The organism is Sulfurimonas xiamenensis, from assembly GCF_009258045.1.
Classification (GTDB): domain Bacteria; phylum Campylobacterota; class Campylobacteria; order Campylobacterales; family Sulfurimonadaceae; genus Sulfurimonas; species Sulfurimonas xiamenensis.
Genome location: NZ_CP041166.1, coordinates 1,801,735 through 1,817,986 on the forward strand (window position 1 = coordinate 1,801,735; position 16,252 = coordinate 1,817,986).

17 protein-coding genes are annotated in these 16,252 nt (G+C 32.9%); 10 read left to right on the forward strand and 7 right to left on the reverse strand.

Annotated features, from left to right (window positions below; all coding sequences use genetic code 11):
• Nucleotides 1-47: 47 nt before the first annotated feature.
• On the reverse strand, nucleotides 48-440 hold the full coding sequence (locus FJR47_RS09140) for a hypothetical protein (RefSeq protein WP_152300133.1): 393 nt from the start codon (nucleotides 438-440) through the stop codon (nucleotides 48-50).
• 487 nt (nucleotides 441-927) lie between these two features.
• On the opposite strand from FJR47_RS09140, the gene FJR47_RS09145 reads away from it, so the two are divergent.
• The 7 genes from FJR47_RS09145 to FJR47_RS09175 all read left to right on the forward strand — a co-directional run bounded on the left by FJR47_RS09145 (nucleotide 928) and on the right by FJR47_RS09175 (nucleotide 8,291).
• Nucleotides 928-2,568, forward strand: coding sequence for a nitrite reductase (locus FJR47_RS09145; RefSeq protein ID WP_152300134.1), 1,641 nt, complete (start codon nucleotides 928-930; stop codon nucleotides 2,566-2,568).
• Nucleotides 2,569-2,790: 222 nt separating this feature from the next.
• A complete protein-coding gene (locus FJR47_RS09150; protein WP_152300135.1) occupies nucleotides 2,791-3,096 on the forward strand; it encodes a c-type cytochrome in 306 nt (101 codons plus the stop codon).
• Complete coding sequence (locus FJR47_RS09155; protein ID WP_152300136.1) at nucleotides 3,096-4,217, forward strand: radical SAM/SPASM domain-containing protein; 1,122 nt, start codon at nucleotides 3,096-3,098, stop codon at nucleotides 4,215-4,217. The genes FJR47_RS09150 and FJR47_RS09155 overlap by 1 nt, the downstream gene beginning before the upstream one ends.
• Nucleotides 4,217-5,353 carry a cytochrome D1 domain-containing protein gene (locus tag FJR47_RS09160; RefSeq protein WP_152300137.1) on the forward strand — a complete coding sequence of 379 codons (1,137 nt, stop codon included), beginning with the start codon at nucleotides 4,217-4,219 and terminating at the stop codon, nucleotides 5,351-5,353. Before FJR47_RS09155 ends, FJR47_RS09160 begins: the two co-directional genes overlap by 1 nt.
• Nucleotides 5,353-6,093 carry a uroporphyrinogen-III C-methyltransferase gene (cobA, locus tag FJR47_RS09165; RefSeq protein WP_152300138.1) on the forward strand — a complete coding sequence of 247 codons (741 nt, stop codon included), beginning with the start codon at nucleotides 5,353-5,355 and terminating at the stop codon, nucleotides 6,091-6,093. The genes FJR47_RS09160 and cobA overlap by 1 nt, the downstream gene beginning before the upstream one ends.
• Nucleotides 6,086-7,615 carry an oxygen-binding di-iron domain-containing protein gene (locus FJR47_RS09170; protein WP_152300139.1) on the forward strand — a complete coding sequence of 510 codons (1,530 nt, stop codon included), beginning with the start codon at nucleotides 6,086-6,088 and terminating at the stop codon, nucleotides 7,613-7,615. Before cobA ends, FJR47_RS09170 begins: the two co-directional genes overlap by 8 nt.
• Nucleotides 7,602-8,291: a response regulator transcription factor gene (locus tag FJR47_RS09175; protein ID WP_152300140.1), complete on the forward strand. Its 690-nt coding sequence runs from the start codon at nucleotides 7,602-7,604 to the stop codon at nucleotides 8,289-8,291. The genes FJR47_RS09170 and FJR47_RS09175 overlap by 14 nt, the downstream gene beginning before the upstream one ends.
• 22 nt (nucleotides 8,292-8,313) lie before the next feature.
• Here FJR47_RS09175 and FJR47_RS09180 read toward each other — a convergent pair whose 3' ends face one another.
• The 4 genes from FJR47_RS09180 to FJR47_RS09195 form a co-directional block, all read right to left on the reverse strand.
• The gene (locus tag FJR47_RS09180; protein WP_152300141.1) at nucleotides 8,314-9,015 is read right to left on the reverse strand and encodes a tetratricopeptide repeat protein; all 702 of its coding nucleotides are present in this window, start codon (nucleotides 9,013-9,015) and stop codon (nucleotides 8,314-8,316) included.
• Nucleotides 9,016-9,039: 24 nt separating this feature from the next.
• On the reverse strand, nucleotides 9,040-10,263 hold the full coding sequence (locus FJR47_RS09185) for a dicarboxylate/amino acid:cation symporter (RefSeq protein WP_152300142.1): 1,224 nt from the start codon (nucleotides 10,261-10,263) through the stop codon (nucleotides 9,040-9,042).
• A gap of 13 nt (nucleotides 10,264-10,276) precedes the next feature.
• Nucleotides 10,277-11,605 (reverse strand): magnesium transporter, encoded by a 1,329-nt coding sequence (gene mgtE, locus FJR47_RS09190; RefSeq protein WP_152300143.1) that lies wholly within the window; start codon nucleotides 11,603-11,605, stop codon nucleotides 10,277-10,279.
• 64 nt (nucleotides 11,606-11,669) lie between these two features.
• A complete protein-coding gene (locus tag FJR47_RS09195; protein ID WP_152300144.1) occupies nucleotides 11,670-12,140 on the reverse strand; it encodes a hypothetical protein in 471 nt (156 codons plus the stop codon).
• Between the two features lie 123 nt (nucleotides 12,141-12,263).
• Between FJR47_RS09195 and FJR47_RS09200 the strand changes: the two genes are divergently transcribed.
• The 3 genes from FJR47_RS09200 (at nucleotide 12,264) to FJR47_RS09210 (ending at nucleotide 15,257) form a co-directional block, all read left to right on the forward strand.
• Entirely contained in the window at nucleotides 12,264-12,854 is a 591-nt protein-coding gene (locus FJR47_RS09200) for a lipid-binding SYLF domain-containing protein (RefSeq protein ID WP_152300145.1), read from the forward strand.
• 59 nt (nucleotides 12,855-12,913) lie between these two features.
• Entirely contained in the window at nucleotides 12,914-13,360 is a 447-nt protein-coding gene (locus FJR47_RS09205; protein WP_152300146.1) for a DUF3015 family protein, read from the forward strand.
• 199 nt (nucleotides 13,361-13,559) lie between these two features.
• Nucleotides 13,560-15,257: an Lnb N-terminal periplasmic domain-containing protein gene (locus FJR47_RS09210; RefSeq protein ID WP_152300147.1), complete on the forward strand. Its 1,698-nt coding sequence runs from the start codon at nucleotides 13,560-13,562 to the stop codon at nucleotides 15,255-15,257.
• Between the two features lie 6 nt (nucleotides 15,258-15,263).
• Here FJR47_RS09210 and FJR47_RS09215 read toward each other — a convergent pair whose 3' ends face one another.
• Nucleotides 15,264-15,920, reverse strand: coding sequence for an AMIN domain-containing protein (locus FJR47_RS09215; RefSeq protein ID WP_152300148.1), 657 nt, complete (start codon nucleotides 15,918-15,920; stop codon nucleotides 15,264-15,266).
• 51 nt (nucleotides 15,921-15,971) lie between these two features.
• Nucleotides 15,972-16,250 carry a bZIP transcription factor gene (locus FJR47_RS09220; protein WP_152300149.1) on the reverse strand — a complete coding sequence of 93 codons (279 nt, stop codon included), beginning with the start codon at nucleotides 16,248-16,250 and terminating at the stop codon, nucleotides 15,972-15,974.
• Nucleotides 16,251-16,252: the final 2 nt, after the last annotated feature.

Genomic DNA, 16,252 nt, shown 5'->3' on the forward strand with positions numbered 1-16,252 from the left:
CCCTAGATAATTAAAATCATCTAGGTGAATGAAAGTAAATGATTAACTCAATGGTGAGCATCTTCTTTTTTTAATTCATCAACTATCGCTGCTCTCAAGATTTTCAACTCATCTTCAGACTCTTTGCATTTTGTGCAAGATATATGCTCTTTTGCAAATGTAATTGTTGTTGAAATCATCTCTCCATCAACAAACTTCTCAGCGATTATAGCATTTGATTTAAACGGGGTCATTCTCCATCCCTCTTTTTCGCCGGCAGATTTTATGATTTGCATAACTTTGTCACTGCTGTGCTCTTGTGTATGAATTGCTGTTTTACAAATTGTTCTATCGCCGCTTTGTAAATCAGGACTACTCGAAACTCCTGTAGATGTACTGCAACCAGTTGTTAATAATAAAGTTGCAACAGATGTAACAACTATTAATAAAGCTTTATTCATATTTTTCCTTTATGCTTTTTAAGTAAATTTCACAAAAATTAATTTTATTTATAAAAATTAATTAGTGAATAATATAACACCAAACTTAAAATAAAATTTAAAAAGAGTTACATAATATTTTTTAGCATTTTTATTCTAATTGTCTGTTTTCTTATCTTATATCTTAAATATTATATAAGTAAAGTCTTGTCTATCATCTTTATAATAGAAACAATATAAAACAAAAATTTGTTTTTAACATTATTACAATTCTATTATCTACTGCTCTTTTTTCTTTATCAGTGCGCTATATTCTATAATTATACATAAGGCATTTTTTATGTAAAAATACTTTCAAAAGTTTCAATATGCTTATATGACTCATTTAGTTACATAAATAATAAAACAAATCTTAATTTTGTAATCTAATAAAAAAATTGATTTGTATCAAGAAACATTTGGTAAAAAAAGATTAAACTACTCCTAATTCTGAAAAAGGAGAAATAAAATGAGATTAAACAAGTTAGTTATGTCGGTTGCTGCAATGGCAATCGTTGGTTCAGGATTAGTTGCTGATACATCAAGTATGGATGTAGAAGCTGTTTTTGAAAAAGAGTGCCAGGGATGTCATGGTCCTAATCACGAAGGCGGTGTTGGTTCAGATCTTCGTCCAAGTGTGATTGGCAAAAAAAATGCTTATGAACTTGCAGAAACTATATTAAATGGTAAAGCAGGTACAGCTATGCCTCAGTTTAAAGATAAATTTAGCAAGGCTGATGCTGATAAAATGGTTGATTATCTACAACACTTTAAAGGCAGAGTAATCAAACAACTTACACTTGATGCTGTAAAAGATGGCTGGAAGCCTCTAAATGACAGAATGGAATTTTTCAAAAAATATCCAAAAGCAGTAGATGTTAAGAAAAATACGGATATCTGTTTCGTAACAGAGCGTGATGCTGAACGCGTAGTGTTTGTTGATGGAACAAGCGGTAAAATTTTATCTAGACATCCAGCAGGTTTTGCTGTCCATGTAACAGTTACAAACAAGCGTCAGCCTCGTTATGCTTACTCAATCTCTCGCTCAGGTTTAGTAACAATGTACGACCTTAACACTCCGGGCCAACAAAAAATTGCTGAGTGTCAGGTTGGTTCTGAATCTCGTGGTCTTGCAGTTTCTCCGGATGGTAAATACTTAATGGCTGGTAACTACACTCCGGGCGGTGCTGTGCTTATGGATGCTATGACGCTTGAGCCGTTAAAAGTTTATCCTACTTCAAGTGTTATTCAACCAAATGGAAATATTGATTCATCTCGTGTAGCTGGTATTTTCGATACTCCATACGGTCCTTATTTTGCATTTGCACTTAAAGATGGTGGACATGTTTATATCGTAGACTACTCTAAGCCTGATTTCCCAATCGTTGGAGATATTCCAAATATCGGTGATATTCTTCATGATGGTTTCTTAAATGAAGGTAAAGAGATTGGTCGTTACTTATTTATCGCTTCTCAAGGAAGTGATGTTGTCGGTGTAGTTGATTTTAAAACTAAATCATTAGTAACAAAAATCTATACAGGTCCTGCATCTAAGCCACACCCAGGTCAAGGTTCTTCTTGGTATAATGAAACTCTAGGACAGCAGCTCGGTGCAACTGTTAATATGAATCTTGGTCAAGTAACTATCTGGGATGATCATTTTGATGTAATTCGTCAAATTCCAACTGGCGGCGGTGGATTATTTATAGGTACATCAGAGCATACACCATTTTTATGGGCAGATAATGTTTTAGGTGGTGATGATGTTTGGAATCAAGTTCATTTGATCAACAAACAAACTCTTGAATTAGACAGAATACTTACAGTTGGTACAACTGAAGGTACTGTTATGGATCCTGTAACTCACAAAATTTTATACAAATGGAAAGTTCCAACTGTTAAAGATGAAAATGGTAAAGTAATAGTTCCAAGAATTTTACATGCTGAACCGGCTAATCACGGTCACTGGACTATGATTTCTGAGTGGAATGCAGGTCGTATCGGTATCTATGAAGCAAAAACAGGTAAATTTGTTAAATATATCAATGGCTTAACAACTCCTACTTTTACATACTCTATCGAGCATAGACAAACTATTCCTGGAGCATAATTTCCAAATTGTTGCATCTGCTCTCTTTTCAATAAAGGTGTAACTTATTCTTTCCCCCTTGCTGGGGAAAGTCTTTTTTTATCACAAAATCTAAATTATTTAACTAAAATTAATGCATACATAACTATAAATCATTATGTAAAATTTGTAATTTATGACATTTATAAGCCATAATTCAAGCTTATTTTAGTTAAAATAATATATCAAAGCAAAAGAAAAATTATGAAAAAAATTATAGCAGTAATATTGAGTTTAATTTCATTTTTATCTGCAAATGAGTTGGACGGAAAGAAAGTTTTTGAAACTTATTGCTGGGGTTGTCATCACCAGAGTGCTGAAGCTTTCGGTCCATCTTTTAGTGAAATTGCTTCCAAGCGAACATATGAAGAGATACAAGCTTATATTTTAGACCCTGAATCAATGTATAAGGCTTTTGGGTACAAACGAACAGTTATGACAAAAATTAAACTAACCGACAAAGAGAGAGAGGCTATTGCAAAATATGTACTCTTATATAAAGGCAAATAATGTTTAGATTATCCAATTTAATATCTTCAGTTGTTGAAGACAAGCCAGAAAGAGTTCTTGGGGGTTCAATAGCAATATGGAATTTTACAAATAGATGCAACCTCTCATGTCTTCACTGCTACTCTAAATCAACATTAGATGAAGTTGATACTTTAACAACTGAGCAGATTAAAAAAACAATACTAGAGATGAAAGAAAACGGCGTAAAATTTATCATCTTCTCTGGCGGCGAGCCTCTTACAAGAAAAGATCTTTTTGAAATTGCCGATTTTTGCAAAGAGAATGGAATCATCACCTATCTCTCCAGCAACGGCCTCTATTTTACAACAGGAAATATACAGCGCATAGTGGACACATTTACATATGTCGGTGTAAGCATAGATGGAGATGAACCTACTCATGACTATTTCCGCGGACTAAAAGGTGCATTTACCCAAACGCTTAAAGCTGTTCGTCTTGCTATAGAAACCGGAGCTAAAATCGGGATCCGTTTTACTCTTACAAAAGATACGGTAAATTCCTTAGAGTACATTTTTGACTTAGCTGAAAAAGAGAATATTCCAAAAATCTATATTTCTCATCTTGTCTACTCCGGTCGTGGTTTAGACAACTTAAAAATGGACCTCTCAAAAGAGCAGAGAAGAAAATCTGTAGAGTTTATCCTTGACAAAGCGTTTGAATATCATAAAACAGGCAGAGACATTGAGATAGTAACCGGAAATATGGAACAAGATGCAGTTCTGTTTTTAGATAGATTTGCTCTTGAATATCCTGAACTAAAAGATACAATGAGAGAGCGTTTGGTTAAGTGGGGCGGAAACAGTGCCGGACGAAAACTTTTAAATATAAACAGCGAAGGTGATGTAAGACCGGATCCATTCTTCCCATTAACCATTGGAAATATAATAGAACAAAACTTCGGTGATATTTGGAAAGGCGGTGAGCTTCTAGACCAACTGCGCATTCATCCAAGAACACAAATCAGCGGTATATGTTCAAACTGCCAACAGATAGATATATGCAACGGCGGCTCAAGAGCAAGAGCTTATGCTATTACAGGTGATTTATGGAGTGAAGATCCATCATGTTATTTAACTGAACAAGAGAGAAGGAAGCATTAATGAGAACAAAAAAAATTTTACTGGGAGCCTCATTAATTGCGGCCATTTTCACCACTTTAAGTGCAAAAGGAGTAAATCCTGTACTTGCAATGTTAAATACGCAAGAGAAATTTTTTGTCGTTGAGAGAGAAGACGAATCCTTAGCAATAATAGAGCAAGGCATGACAAAAGGCTATTTAACTGGAGTTCATAATATGAACCACGGTGTTGTGAAATTTTATGACAAAGACGGCTATGTTATTTCACGCGACGGGTATATAGTAAAATTTGACCCTGAAGCAGAAAAAATACTCAAAGAGCGCAAAACAAGTGACAGCGCTATTGGCTTTACGGTAGCGAAAAATTACATAGCTGTTGCAAACTATGCTAAAAAAAGTGTTGATATTTTAGATAGAGATTTGAATCCTATTCAGTCTTTTGAAACAGGTTCAAAAAATGTAGGTATAAAAAAATATAAAAATTATCTTGTTTTCTCCCAAATGAATAATGACAAAATTACTGTACTAAAAGATAAAAATGAGGGCAAAGATCTACCGCATTTTGAAATATACAAAGAGTTTGAAAATGTTGGAGTTATGCCTTTTGATGCAATGATAAAAAACAACAACTTTATCACAGGATTTTTCAAAAGTGATTTTTTTGGTGTTGTAGATTTGGATACTATGAAGTACTCAAAAATCAAAATTTTACTTGGAGACAGAAAACCAGTTTTAAAAGTTCCTCATTTTGGATTTTGGAGCATAAGTGATGAGAATGTCTTTATTCCTGCAGTTGGAGATAACAAAGTTTTAGTTTACACTTCTGATTTTAAATTTGTAAAAAATATCGAGACAGAAGGTCTTCCGGTCTTTACTGCACTTAGCCCCGACAAAAAATATATGGCTGTTACATTTAGTGGTGAAAAATTTCCTGTAATTCAAATTATTGATACAAAAACTCTTGAAATTATTAAAAGATTTGAATTTGATGGAAAAGTTTTACATATTAGATGGTCGGGTAACAGACCAAATCTTTATGTATCCGTAAACGATACAAATAAAATAGCGGTTATAAATACAAAAGATTGGTATCTTTCCCGCGAAATATTTAATGTTAAAAAACCATCAGGTATATTTATTTACGAAGAGGCAAAATAATGGGCAAAGTTTATTTAACAGGCGCCGGTCCGGGTGATATAGAACTTTTAACCTTAAAAGCATTTAGAGTTATAAAAGAGGCTGATGTTATAATATATGACCGCTTGGCCAATCCGGATATCCTAAAAGAGGCAAAAAATGGCTGCCATTTTGTTTATGTAGGAAAAGAAGATGGCAAACATATTGTTCCTCAAGATGATATTAATGAAATAATTTATCAAAATTCATTAAAACATGAAAATGTAGTTCGCTTAAAAGGAGGGGATCCTTTTGTATTTGGACGCGGCGGAGAAGAGGCGCTTTATCTTCAAGAGCGCGGAATTAAATATGACATAATCCCCGGAATAACATCTGCCATAAGCGCTCCTGCATATGCCGGAATACCTGTGACACATAGGGGTGTTGCAGTTAGTTTTAGAGTTGTAACAGGACATGAATCTCCAAATAAAAAAGAGTCCCAAATTCCTTGGAAAAATTTCAAAACTGATGATACTATTGTTTTTTTAATGGGTCTGCACAACCTTCCGGAAATATCTAAAAAGCTTATAGAGGTTGGCAAACCAAATGATTATCCATGTGCTGTTATATCAAAAGGAACAACAAAAGAGCAAATTGTAGTTGTAGGAACACTTGAAAATATAGTTGAAAAAACAAATGATATTCCTACTCCTGCACTTATAGTTGTCGGCAAAGTAGTACAATTAAGAGAACAGTTAAAATGGTTTGGAGAAAATGTCTAAACACCTTAATACTTCAGAAGCAGTGCTAATTGCACCAAATATCTACTGGGTTGGTATGCACTTAAAAGATGATCCTTTTCAGTGCCATCCCTACCTTATAAAAAATGCAAACGAATCGATTCTTATTGATCCAGGTTCCATGCTTGAGTTTGAAGAGACAATAAGAAAAGTAAAAAGCATTATTGATATTAATGCCGTCAAATATATTATACTGCATCATCAAGATCCAGACTTAGCAGCTGCAGTTCCGGAGATTGAAAAGCTTATCAACAGAGCAGATCTGCAGATAGTAACCCACTCTAGAATATCTCTTTTAATTAAACACTATCTAATAACATCAAGCTACTATAATATAGACAAAAACAACTATACTCTGCTAACTTCAAACGGTTTAAAACTAGATTTTTTGACAACACCATACTGTCACTCTCCCGGTGCATTTGTAACATACGAACCAGATTCAAAGGTTCTGTTTTCAGGTGATATTTTTGGAGGTCTTGAAGAGTCTTGGGATTTTTATGCAGATGAGACATATTTTGAAAAAGCAAAACTTTTTCATAAGGAGTATATGCCGAGTAAAGATATTTTTAATTATGCTCTTTCTAAAATAGAAAAACTTGATATCAATTTAATAGCACCTCAACATGGTTCTATGATAGAGAAAAAATATATCCCAAAATTGATTGAAGATATGAAAAATCTTGATTGTGGGTTATATATAGAAGAGAAGTATAATCAAGAATTAATAGACATTATAAAAGAGCTGCAAAAGAAAGAGCGCGCTTTAAAAGAGCGTAACTTACTTCTTTTTGAACAGTCAAAAAGAGCAGAAATCGGTGAAATGATTGGAAATATAGCACATCAATGGCGGCAGCCTTTAGCAATTATCAACACTTCATTAGCAATCTTAAAAGAAAAAAACAGAGCAGGATTGCTTAACGAAGATGAGATAGCTGATAAATTAGAAAAAATGGAAAAACGCGTTATATATATGTCTGAAACGATAGAAGATTTTATGACTTACTATACCCCAAACAAAGAGAAATCTTGGTTTAGCGTATGCGAAGCTGTAGAAAAAGCGCTTGACATTGTAAATATAAAATCTAATGAAAGAGGCGTTAAATTAAATCTTTTCATTAATAATGAATATAAAATTTATGGACTAATAAATGAGTTTATTCAAGTAATAGTCTCAATTTTATCCAATATAAATGATTTAATAACAATAAAAAATTTAAAAAATACAGATGTAAAAATCTCACTTTATAGAGATTCTGACTATGCAACTCTTACAATAGAGGATAATTGTGGAGGGATTAATGAAAAAAATTTAAATAAAATATTTGATCCCTATTTTACTACAAAACATAAATCAATGGGAACCGGTCTTGGTCTGCATATAGCAAAAATGATTATAGAAGAGAATATGAATGGCTCTTTAAATGCAAAAAACATATATAATATTAACAATGAAAAAATTGGAGCAAAATTTACCATAAAGATGAGAAATGAAAATCAATAAAATTAAAGATATATCTATTCTACTGGCTGAAGATGAAACAGAATTGCGTGAAACTCTATCTGAATATTTGCAGATATTTTTTAGCAGAGTTTATACGGCAGCATGTGGAAATGAAGCGTATGATATTTATAAACAAAAGAGACCAAATATTATTTTAACAGATATCTATATGCCCAATCTTGATGGGCTTGATATGATTGCCAAAATAAGAAAGGATGATCAAGAGACCAAAATTATTGTAATAAGTGCTCACTCTGAGCAGGAGAAACTTCTTAAAGCAATAAAACTTCATCTTGAAACATACCTTATCAAACCAATAAAAACGGATGTATTAAAGCAGGTACTCTTTGACACAGTAGAATTAATCCGAAAAACTACAAATCGAACTTATATTAATGATACTACTTACTGGGATAATGACACAAATACACTTTGGACTGGCTCTAAAGAGATTAAACTTAGAAAAATGGAAAATTTACTCTTAAAACTACTTTTTTCTCAGCCCAACCACTGCTTTTCTGCCGAAGAAATTTTTAAATTTCTTCACGAAGGAAAAGAGAAAAAAGAGTTTTCAATGCATGCCATAACATCACTTATGAAAAGAATTCGTACAAAACTTCCAGATAATACTATTCACAATATATATGGGTCTGGGTATAAAATAACTCCTATGTAGAGATTTTAAAAAATCTTTACTACTAATATTTTTCTAATTTATACTCTTTATAAAGTATTTCTGCCTCTTTATCTCCAATATCAATAGCTTTTTGCGCCCACTTTTTTGCTTTATCAAACTCTTCTAATTGACAATATAGTTCTGCAAGAAGATAATAGGCACTCTCATCTCCGTCTTTCGCATTTTTTTCAAGCCACTTAGAAGCCTCTTCAAACTTAAGAAGCTGCATATAGATTCGCCCAACATTTTGTTCGGCTTTTTGATGTCCTGCACTTGCGGCACGCTCCAGTAACTCTACACATTTTGTTACATTTGCATCAACTCCATCACCGTTATAATACATAAGCGCAAGATTGTATTGGGCATTAGAATTGTTTTGTTCAGATGATTTACTTAAATACTCAAACGCTTTTTTTGTATCTTTTTTAACATTGTTACCTCCCAAATAGATCATACCAAGATCATATTGAGCTGCAGAATTGTTGCCATATGCTGCCTTTTGCAGCCAATATATAGATTTATCAATATTTTTTTCTACTCCCAAGCCATTTGCGTAGAGATAACTAAGAGCGCTCTGTGCCGTTGTATCACCCTCTTTTGCACTCTTTTCATATAACTCAAAGGCTCTGACATAATCACTTTTTTTAAAAGCTTCTAGGGCTTCTTTGTTATCTGCTTCCAAAGTAAGCAACAATATAATTCCAACCAATATAAGTTTTAACATGCAAACTCTTTTCTTTTTTTACAATTATACATTTTGCTTTTTAATTTTTTGTAATTGATCAACAATTTTTACAACAACCAAATCAGATGTAACATTTAAAGATGTTCTAGCCATATCTAAAATTCTATCAACTGCAATAATTAAAGCTATATATTCAACTGCCAAGCCAAGCTGATTCAAAATAACAACCATCATAACCAAAGAAGCGCTGGGCAAAGCTGCAACGCCGACACTTAGAGCAACAACAGTTACTCCTAAAAGAAATTGATCCGCAAAACTTAAATCAACACCTGCCAAATGAGAAATATAAAGAACGGCTATTGTTAAATATGCCGCTGTTCCATCCATAGAAACCGTTGCTCCAAGAGGAAGAACAAAAGATGCATTTTTTTTATCAACTCCGCCAACCTCCTCTACAACACGCATAGATACAGGAAGTGTTGCTGTACTTGATGCAGTAGAAAAAGCCATTATCGAAGCTTCGCGAACATCACTCAAATATTTAAAGGGGTTGACACGGCCAAAAAAGCCCAATATCGCAGGTAAAGTTACTAGAGCATGAACAAGCAAAACAGATATAACCATCACTACATATTTCCACAACCCAACAATAACATCAACACCTTGCTCAGCGATCACATAAGAGATAAGACTAAATACACCTATAGGTGTCATCTTAATAACCCACTCTGCCATTATAAGTATCGCATTTGTTACAGCACTAAAAAAATCAAGCATTAGAAGCTGTCTCTCTTTTTTCAGGTGCAAAGAGGCTATGGCAAAAAGAGCCGAAAAAACGATAATCTGCATCATAGATCCCTCTGCCAAAGCATGAAATATATTTGTTGGAATAAAACTAAGTATCATTGCATCAAAAGAAAACGGCGCTACTTCAGAAGCTTTTAAGTATTCCAAACCTTGCACTGATATCTCATTTCCTATAGGTACAATATTCATAACTGTTATAGCAGTAAGAACTGCCAATGCGGTTGTCAAAAGATATAAGCCAATTGTATTAAGCCCGATATTTTTTAGACTCTGTAAGTTTCCAAGTCCCATTATAGAGACATATATGCTTGAAAAAACCAGCGGCACTACCAACATTTTTAAAAAACTGATAAAAATCTGCCCTATAACTTGCTGTTTTAGTGCCATTTCCGGTAAAAAAATTCCAAAAAGCACCCCTAAAACAATCCCTAAAAAAACCAGTCTGTTAGTTGTGGAATACTTTTTAATTTTTTGTATCATAAAATCATCAACTCTATAATAATATATATGTTGCTAAAGCCAAAAAGCTAAAAAAGCCTACAACATCAGTTACCGTAGTTAAAATTACTGTACTGCCGATTGCAGGATCAATATCTATTTTTTTAAGAAAAAGAGGAATAGCGGCTCCGAAAAAACCTGCCATTAACAAATTTATCACCATGCTTAAAGCAATAACAACTCCCAGCATATTTATATTAAACCATATTGCAGCTACTATACCCATAACAACCGCAAAAATCAATCCATTCATAAGCGATATAAGAATCTCTTTTTTAATTATCCGCATAGCGTCGCCTTTAGAGATCCCTCCAAGAGCCAGCTGTCTTACAACAACTGTTAAGCTTTGTGTTCCCGCATTTCCGCCCATTGAAGCAACAATAGGCATTAAAACGGCAAGCGCAACCATGCTCTCTAGCGTATCAGCAAAAAGACCAATAACCATTGAGGCAAATATAGCTGTAAAAAGATTTATTCCAAGCCATGATGCTCTTTTTTTACCTGCTCTAAATATCTCATCATACTCTTCAGCATCATCATCAACTCCAGCCAAATGATACATCTGCTCAGTTGCATGTTCATTGATAATATCATAGATATCATCCGAAGTTATGCGCCCCAGCAAGATTCCATACGCATTGACAATCGGCATAACAGAGAGATCATACTCCTCAAAATAGTGTACTACATCTTTAATATTTTCTCTATCTTCTGCTTTTTTAGGCTCAAAACTATCTTCACTCTGTTCTATATTTTCCAATAGTGTTTTTTTAAAATCAAAAACCAGCAAATCATCCAAGCCAACCGTATAAAGAAGTCTATTATCACTGCTTACAATAAAAAGATTTTGGATATTTTCTATTACTTTGGATTTTCTAAGTTCTGCAAATCTTCTAATAACATCATGCACAATCTCATTCTTATAAGCCGTGAATATTTCAAGCTGCATATATGCACCGGCTTCCTCTTCTTCATATGTTTGAAGTTTGATTATCTCTTTTCTGTCCTCTTCATCAAGAGTATCAAAAACTTCAGAAGCAATATTTTCATCAAGCTCTTCAAGTTCATGCATAAAATCAACTTGATCATCTGATTCAAGTTCAGATACTGCATGTTTTAACTCATCAACACTGAGATTTTCTACAATATCATCAAAATATCTATCTGGGAGAGCAAGTGCCACATCGCCTATTAAATCTTTTGGTACAAGTTTTATTGCTGCACTAAATTCAGCATCATCAAGCTGTTTTAATATTTTTGCTATATCTGAAGGATGGATTTCACTTCGCTCATGGGCATTTAAGTACTCTTCTAGTTTATTCATTTTTGCTTTATCTTAATATATAGAATTATTTTTACAATTATACCAAAGCGATTAGGCATAAAATTTATTTTTCAATCGCTGCTTTAAGTTCTTCTTGTGTTGATGCATAAGATATATCTGCTATTTTTGCATTTTCTATTCTAAAAAAAGTAACTTTACCTTCTTCATTCGGAACTGTTTTTTTAAATTTACTATTAAAAGTCATATAAATATGATGTCTATACTTTTTAAACTTAGGCAAAATAAACATTTTTCTAAAAAATGCAGGTATAGTGCTTAAATCTGCTATAAATACAAGGTTGTGCTTTAACAAATAGGCTTGATTTTGAGATTGTAGATATTCATTTACCAAAACACCCATATCTTTTTCAAAAGTTGCTATAATCAATGTAGTCTGTTTTGGTATTTCAATCTTATTTCCATCAGGCGTTTCATAGTTAAATTCATAAAATTTATCAACACAAGATTGTATTTCAATAACTTCAGCATTTACTATTGAAACAATAATAGTTATAAACAATAAAAATTTATTCATACTTTAATTCCATAATTTACACAAAGAACAACCTTCTTACTTAATATTTTTTATTATAACTAATTTATCTATTTAAATAAATTATGATATTATTATTTTGACAAATATCAAAGGTGGCGATTGATGAAACATTTAAAACTTATTTTTAGCTTACTTCTTATTGTTATACTATTCAACGGTTTTTGGTCGGGTAAGAGCAAAAATGAAGTACGCGAAGAGAACAGGCTTGAGAGGGCAAATCGCATTGAGCAGAGCAACCAAACCCTGCAGTTATTATATAAATATGCCCCAGAAGCAAAAAGAATGGTGTTTCGCTCTTACGGATATGCTACATTTAGCAATGTCGGAGTAAATCTTATCCTCCTCTCTGCAGAGGGAGGAAAAGGTCTTGCACATAACAACAAAACAGGAGTAAATACCTATATGAATATGGCTTCTGGAGGTGTTGGTTTAGGATTGGGCGTGAAAGATTTTAGAGCCGTTTTTCTTTTTGAGAACAAAAAAGCTTATGACACTTTTGTAAACTCCGGCTGGGAGGCAAATGCACAGGCTGATGCTGCTGCAAAATACGAAGACAAAGGCGGTTCAATCAATGCGGCAATTACTGTTGCTCCGGGTGTAAGACTCTACAAGCTGACACAAAACGGTTTGGCTCTGCAAGCTACAATTCAAGGAACAAAGTATTGGAGAGATGAAGAGCTAAATAAAAACTAATTTTTGATTAAGCTAATAAATCCTACAATAGTTTTATCTTAAATTTAAAAGGATATTAGATGAAAAAAATTTTAGTAAGCTTAGCGGCAGTTGTGGCATTAAGCTCTTCAATGATGGCTAATGTAAACAATCAAACAGGGTGTGGTCTTGGTTCAATGATTATCAAAGATGATTCAACTGCGATTATGCTGGCACTTCAGGCGACCACAAACGGGATTTTCGGAAATCAAACATTTGGTATCACATCAGGAACTTTAGGCTGTGAAAAAACTAAATTCGTTATGAATGAGAGAGCTCAAGAGTTTGTAGCTTCAAATATGGATCAACTTGCAAAAGAGATTGCTATTGGACACGGTGAAAGTATTGATACTTTAGCAGAACTTTTAGAAATATCTGACAAAGCTACTTTTTGTGCATCACTTCAAGAAAATTACAATAAAATTTACACAAGCCAAAATGTAGAAATGGCTGATGTACTTGATAACATCTCTGCTACAACTCTATAAAAACAGATAACCAAACATATTTTTTGTTTGGTTATACCCTATTTTCGGATATTAATTTTAGGATTTTTTCATTTTACTTAAATTTTTTTTGTTTATTCTTTTTTGCTTAACTTTCTTAAATGCTTCCGCGGATATCTACAAACAAAAAGCACAAGAATTAAACTTATCACAATCGCGATATTGGCATCTGCTGCTGCACATGGAAAAAGGAATCAGTGAAATAGACGATGATAGGTTTTTTATTGCAAAAGATGGAAAAACCAATGCAAACAGCGAATTAAATGCAACAATTGATGCTCTTTTCAATGAAAGTAACTTTGATGACAATGCAACTGCATGCAGATTTCCGGCAAGAAAAGACTGGCTTAAAAAAGAGTTAAATATAACGCAACTTCCAGAAGTAGCATGCCAAAAGTACAACACTATAGTAAATAGATTAAATCCCAAGTCTGTTACATTGGTTTTCCCATCCGCGCATATCAACTCACCCGCTTCTATGTTTGGACACACTTTCTTACGCATTAACTCTGCATACAACTCCAAACTTCTCTCTTATGCCGTAAATTATGCTGCCGATGCAAATCCAGACGAAGAAAATGGTGTACTCTTTGCAGTAAAAGGACTTTTTGGAGGCTACTATGGAAGATACTCACTGCTTCCCTACTATGATAAACTTAAAGAGTATAGAGACAGCGAACAAAGAGATATTTGGGAGTATGACCTAGACCTTAGTGAAGAGGAGGTTCTTAGGATGATAAAGCATATTTGGGAACTTAATGAGACACGCTCTTACTACTATTTTTTTACCGAAAACTGCTCTTACAATATGCTTTGGCTTCTAGAGACAGCAAGGCCGTCACTACATTTAAGAGAGTACTTTAACTATCAGGTAATTCCCCTTGAAACTGCTCATGCAACTAACTTAGAAAATATAATAATAAAGAATTTTTTTAGACCTTCTAAAAGAACTACTCTTTTAAAATATGAAGAGCTAATAGATAAAAAATATATAAAAATGCCTATTTTGCTTAGTGATTCAAAGATGAAGATAGATAAAATCATGAATAACTCAGATATAAACACACAGCAAAAAAGATATATTATGGAAGCATCAATAGAACTGCTTGAGTATAAATTCAGCAAAAGCGAAATAGAAAAAAAGAGATATTTAAAACTTTTCCATGAACTCTCAAAAGCAAGAGCTACACTTGGACAAGGTGAAAAGCTAGATATTAAAACTCCTCCAAATCCCATTGAGAGTCATCGTGCTATAAAAACAACCATCGGTGCTGGTTTAAGAGACGGCGATGTTATTGGGTTTTTAGGTATTCGCCCTGCATATCATGATCTTGAAGATAGTAGCTATGGATTTTTAAGAGGAACTCAAATAGAGTTTATGAATCTCGAACTTTCTTATTCAGATGATGATTTAGAAGTTGAAAATGCGACAATACTCTCTATTGTTTCATTAGCTCAAAGATCTGAATTTTTTGAAAATTTCTCTTGGAGAACAAAATTTGGATGGGATAGAAATTCACTTGATTCTACAACTAGTTTTATAGGCACTGTAGGCATAGGTTTAAGCTGGGGAAATAAAATGGGCTATATCTACATTATGGCAGACCCACTTTTCTATCTTGATGGAGAGGTAAAATCTGCAATAGGTGGCAGTATCGGTGCTGTTTTTGATATGTATAGTTATATGAACACAAATATAGAAGCTACTAGAAGATGGTATGACAGCGGTGACACACAATATCTTTTGGGAATCTCACAAAATTTTAAAGTATCACAAAATATTCAATTAAAATTCAAATATGATTATAAAGAGAGAAATTATTTTAACCAACAAGATTCAGAAAATACTTTTAAGATTAATGTAAACTACTATTTTTAAATATGCTTATTTTAATTTTATAAGATACCCTTCAGAGGTTTTTTCAAGTTTATAGCTTTTATATTTTTCAATTTCTATAACAACTCTATAGTAACCTTTATGACTTCCTACCCTAATTTCCTTAAAAACATTTTTTGGATTTTTTTTCACATAACTTTTTAAATCTGTATCTCTTTTAAAATCAATAACTATTTTGTATGGATTTTCAAGTAAAAAATCTTTTATTATTTTATCTGATGTTACTAATTTTAAATTTGTATCTAGTGAAAAGAGAGATAGGTATTTTATAGATAAAATATTTTTATATGCTTCTTTTTTTTCATTTGCTCTCTTTTTAGAAGATGTGGCTTTTAGCAGAATATTTTTTTGAGGCTCAATATAGCTTTGTGATATAAAAATCGGAAGATGCCAATCAACAGAATTATTAAGCTCTATACTTTTACTTGTTACTGTTCCGTCATCATTTTTAAACTCTAATGTTACTTTTTGTAGTATTCTGGCTTGTTCAGGAAGAGTGATTGTCGCCCTTTGTAGCGGTAAATTTGTTCTGTTTTCATTTGTTATTAAAAAATTGTCTTCTTCCCCTTCAAAAGGGAAAAAAGGATTTTCTCTAGCATTTAACAATACAAACAATAAAGAAGATATAAACAAAATTTTAATCAAACTCACCCCTTTCATTTATCTGCATCTATTATACAAAAGAGAACTATAAAACTACTTTGCAGAGATCTCTTTTAATTCAAAATACTCTTTTTGCAGCTCTGCGTTCTCTGTTCTTAGTCTCTGTATCTCACTTTGCAAATACTCTTCATAATCCTGAAGTCCTAAAAAAACCTCTAAAGAATTTGTTCCATACAAAAGTATACCAATATAGATTCCTGTAGCAAAAACTAAGAAAACGAGCATTAAGAACTTTGTCAAAGATAAACCGAAATATTTTTGAGTAATACTCTGAGTATCGTCTATCCCTTCAAAAAGTTCCTCATTGTTCATAG

Bases quoted from the DNA above. Each gene is read 5' to 3' on its own strand.
- FJR47_RS09140 (WP_152300133.1), bottom strand. From the start codon at position 440: ATGAATAAAGCTTTATTAATAGTTGTTACATCTGTTGCAACTTTATTA.
- FJR47_RS09145 (WP_152300134.1), top strand. From the start codon at position 928: ATGAGATTAAACAAGTTAGTTATGTCGGTTGCTGCAATGGCAATCGTT.
- FJR47_RS09150 (WP_152300135.1), top strand. From the start codon at position 2,791: ATGAAAAAAATTATAGCAGTAATATTGAGTTTAATTTCATTTTTATCT.
- FJR47_RS09155 (WP_152300136.1), top strand. From the start codon at position 3,096: ATGTTTAGATTATCCAATTTAATATCTTCAGTTGTTGAAGACAAGCCA.
- FJR47_RS09160 (WP_152300137.1), top strand. From the start codon at position 4,217: ATGAGAACAAAAAAAATTTTACTGGGAGCCTCATTAATTGCGGCCATT.
- cobA (WP_152300138.1), top strand. From the start codon at position 5,353: ATGGGCAAAGTTTATTTAACAGGCGCCGGTCCGGGTGATATAGAACTT.
- FJR47_RS09170 (WP_152300139.1), top strand. From the start codon at position 6,086: ATGTCTAAACACCTTAATACTTCAGAAGCAGTGCTAATTGCACCAAAT.
- FJR47_RS09175 (WP_152300140.1), top strand. From the start codon at position 7,602: ATGAAAATCAATAAAATTAAAGATATATCTATTCTACTGGCTGAAGAT.
- FJR47_RS09180 (WP_152300141.1), bottom strand. From the start codon at position 9,015: ATGTTAAAACTTATATTGGTTGGAATTATATTGTTGCTTACTTTGGAA.
- FJR47_RS09185 (WP_152300142.1), bottom strand. From the start codon at position 10,263: ATGATACAAAAAATTAAAAAGTATTCCACAACTAACAGACTGGTTTTT.
- mgtE (WP_152300143.1), bottom strand. From the start codon at position 11,605: ATGAATAAACTAGAAGAGTACTTAAATGCCCATGAGCGAAGTGAAATC.
- FJR47_RS09195 (WP_152300144.1), bottom strand. From the start codon at position 12,140: ATGAATAAATTTTTATTGTTTATAACTATTATTGTTTCAATAGTAAAT.
- FJR47_RS09200 (WP_152300145.1), top strand. From the start codon at position 12,264: ATGAAACATTTAAAACTTATTTTTAGCTTACTTCTTATTGTTATACTA.
- FJR47_RS09205 (WP_152300146.1), top strand. From the start codon at position 12,914: ATGAAAAAAATTTTAGTAAGCTTAGCGGCAGTTGTGGCATTAAGCTCT.
- FJR47_RS09210 (WP_152300147.1), top strand. From the start codon at position 13,560: ATGGAAAAAGGAATCAGTGAAATAGACGATGATAGGTTTTTTATTGCA.
- FJR47_RS09220 (WP_152300149.1), bottom strand. From the start codon at position 16,250: ATGAACAATGAGGAACTTTTTGAAGGGATAGACGATACTCAGAGTATT.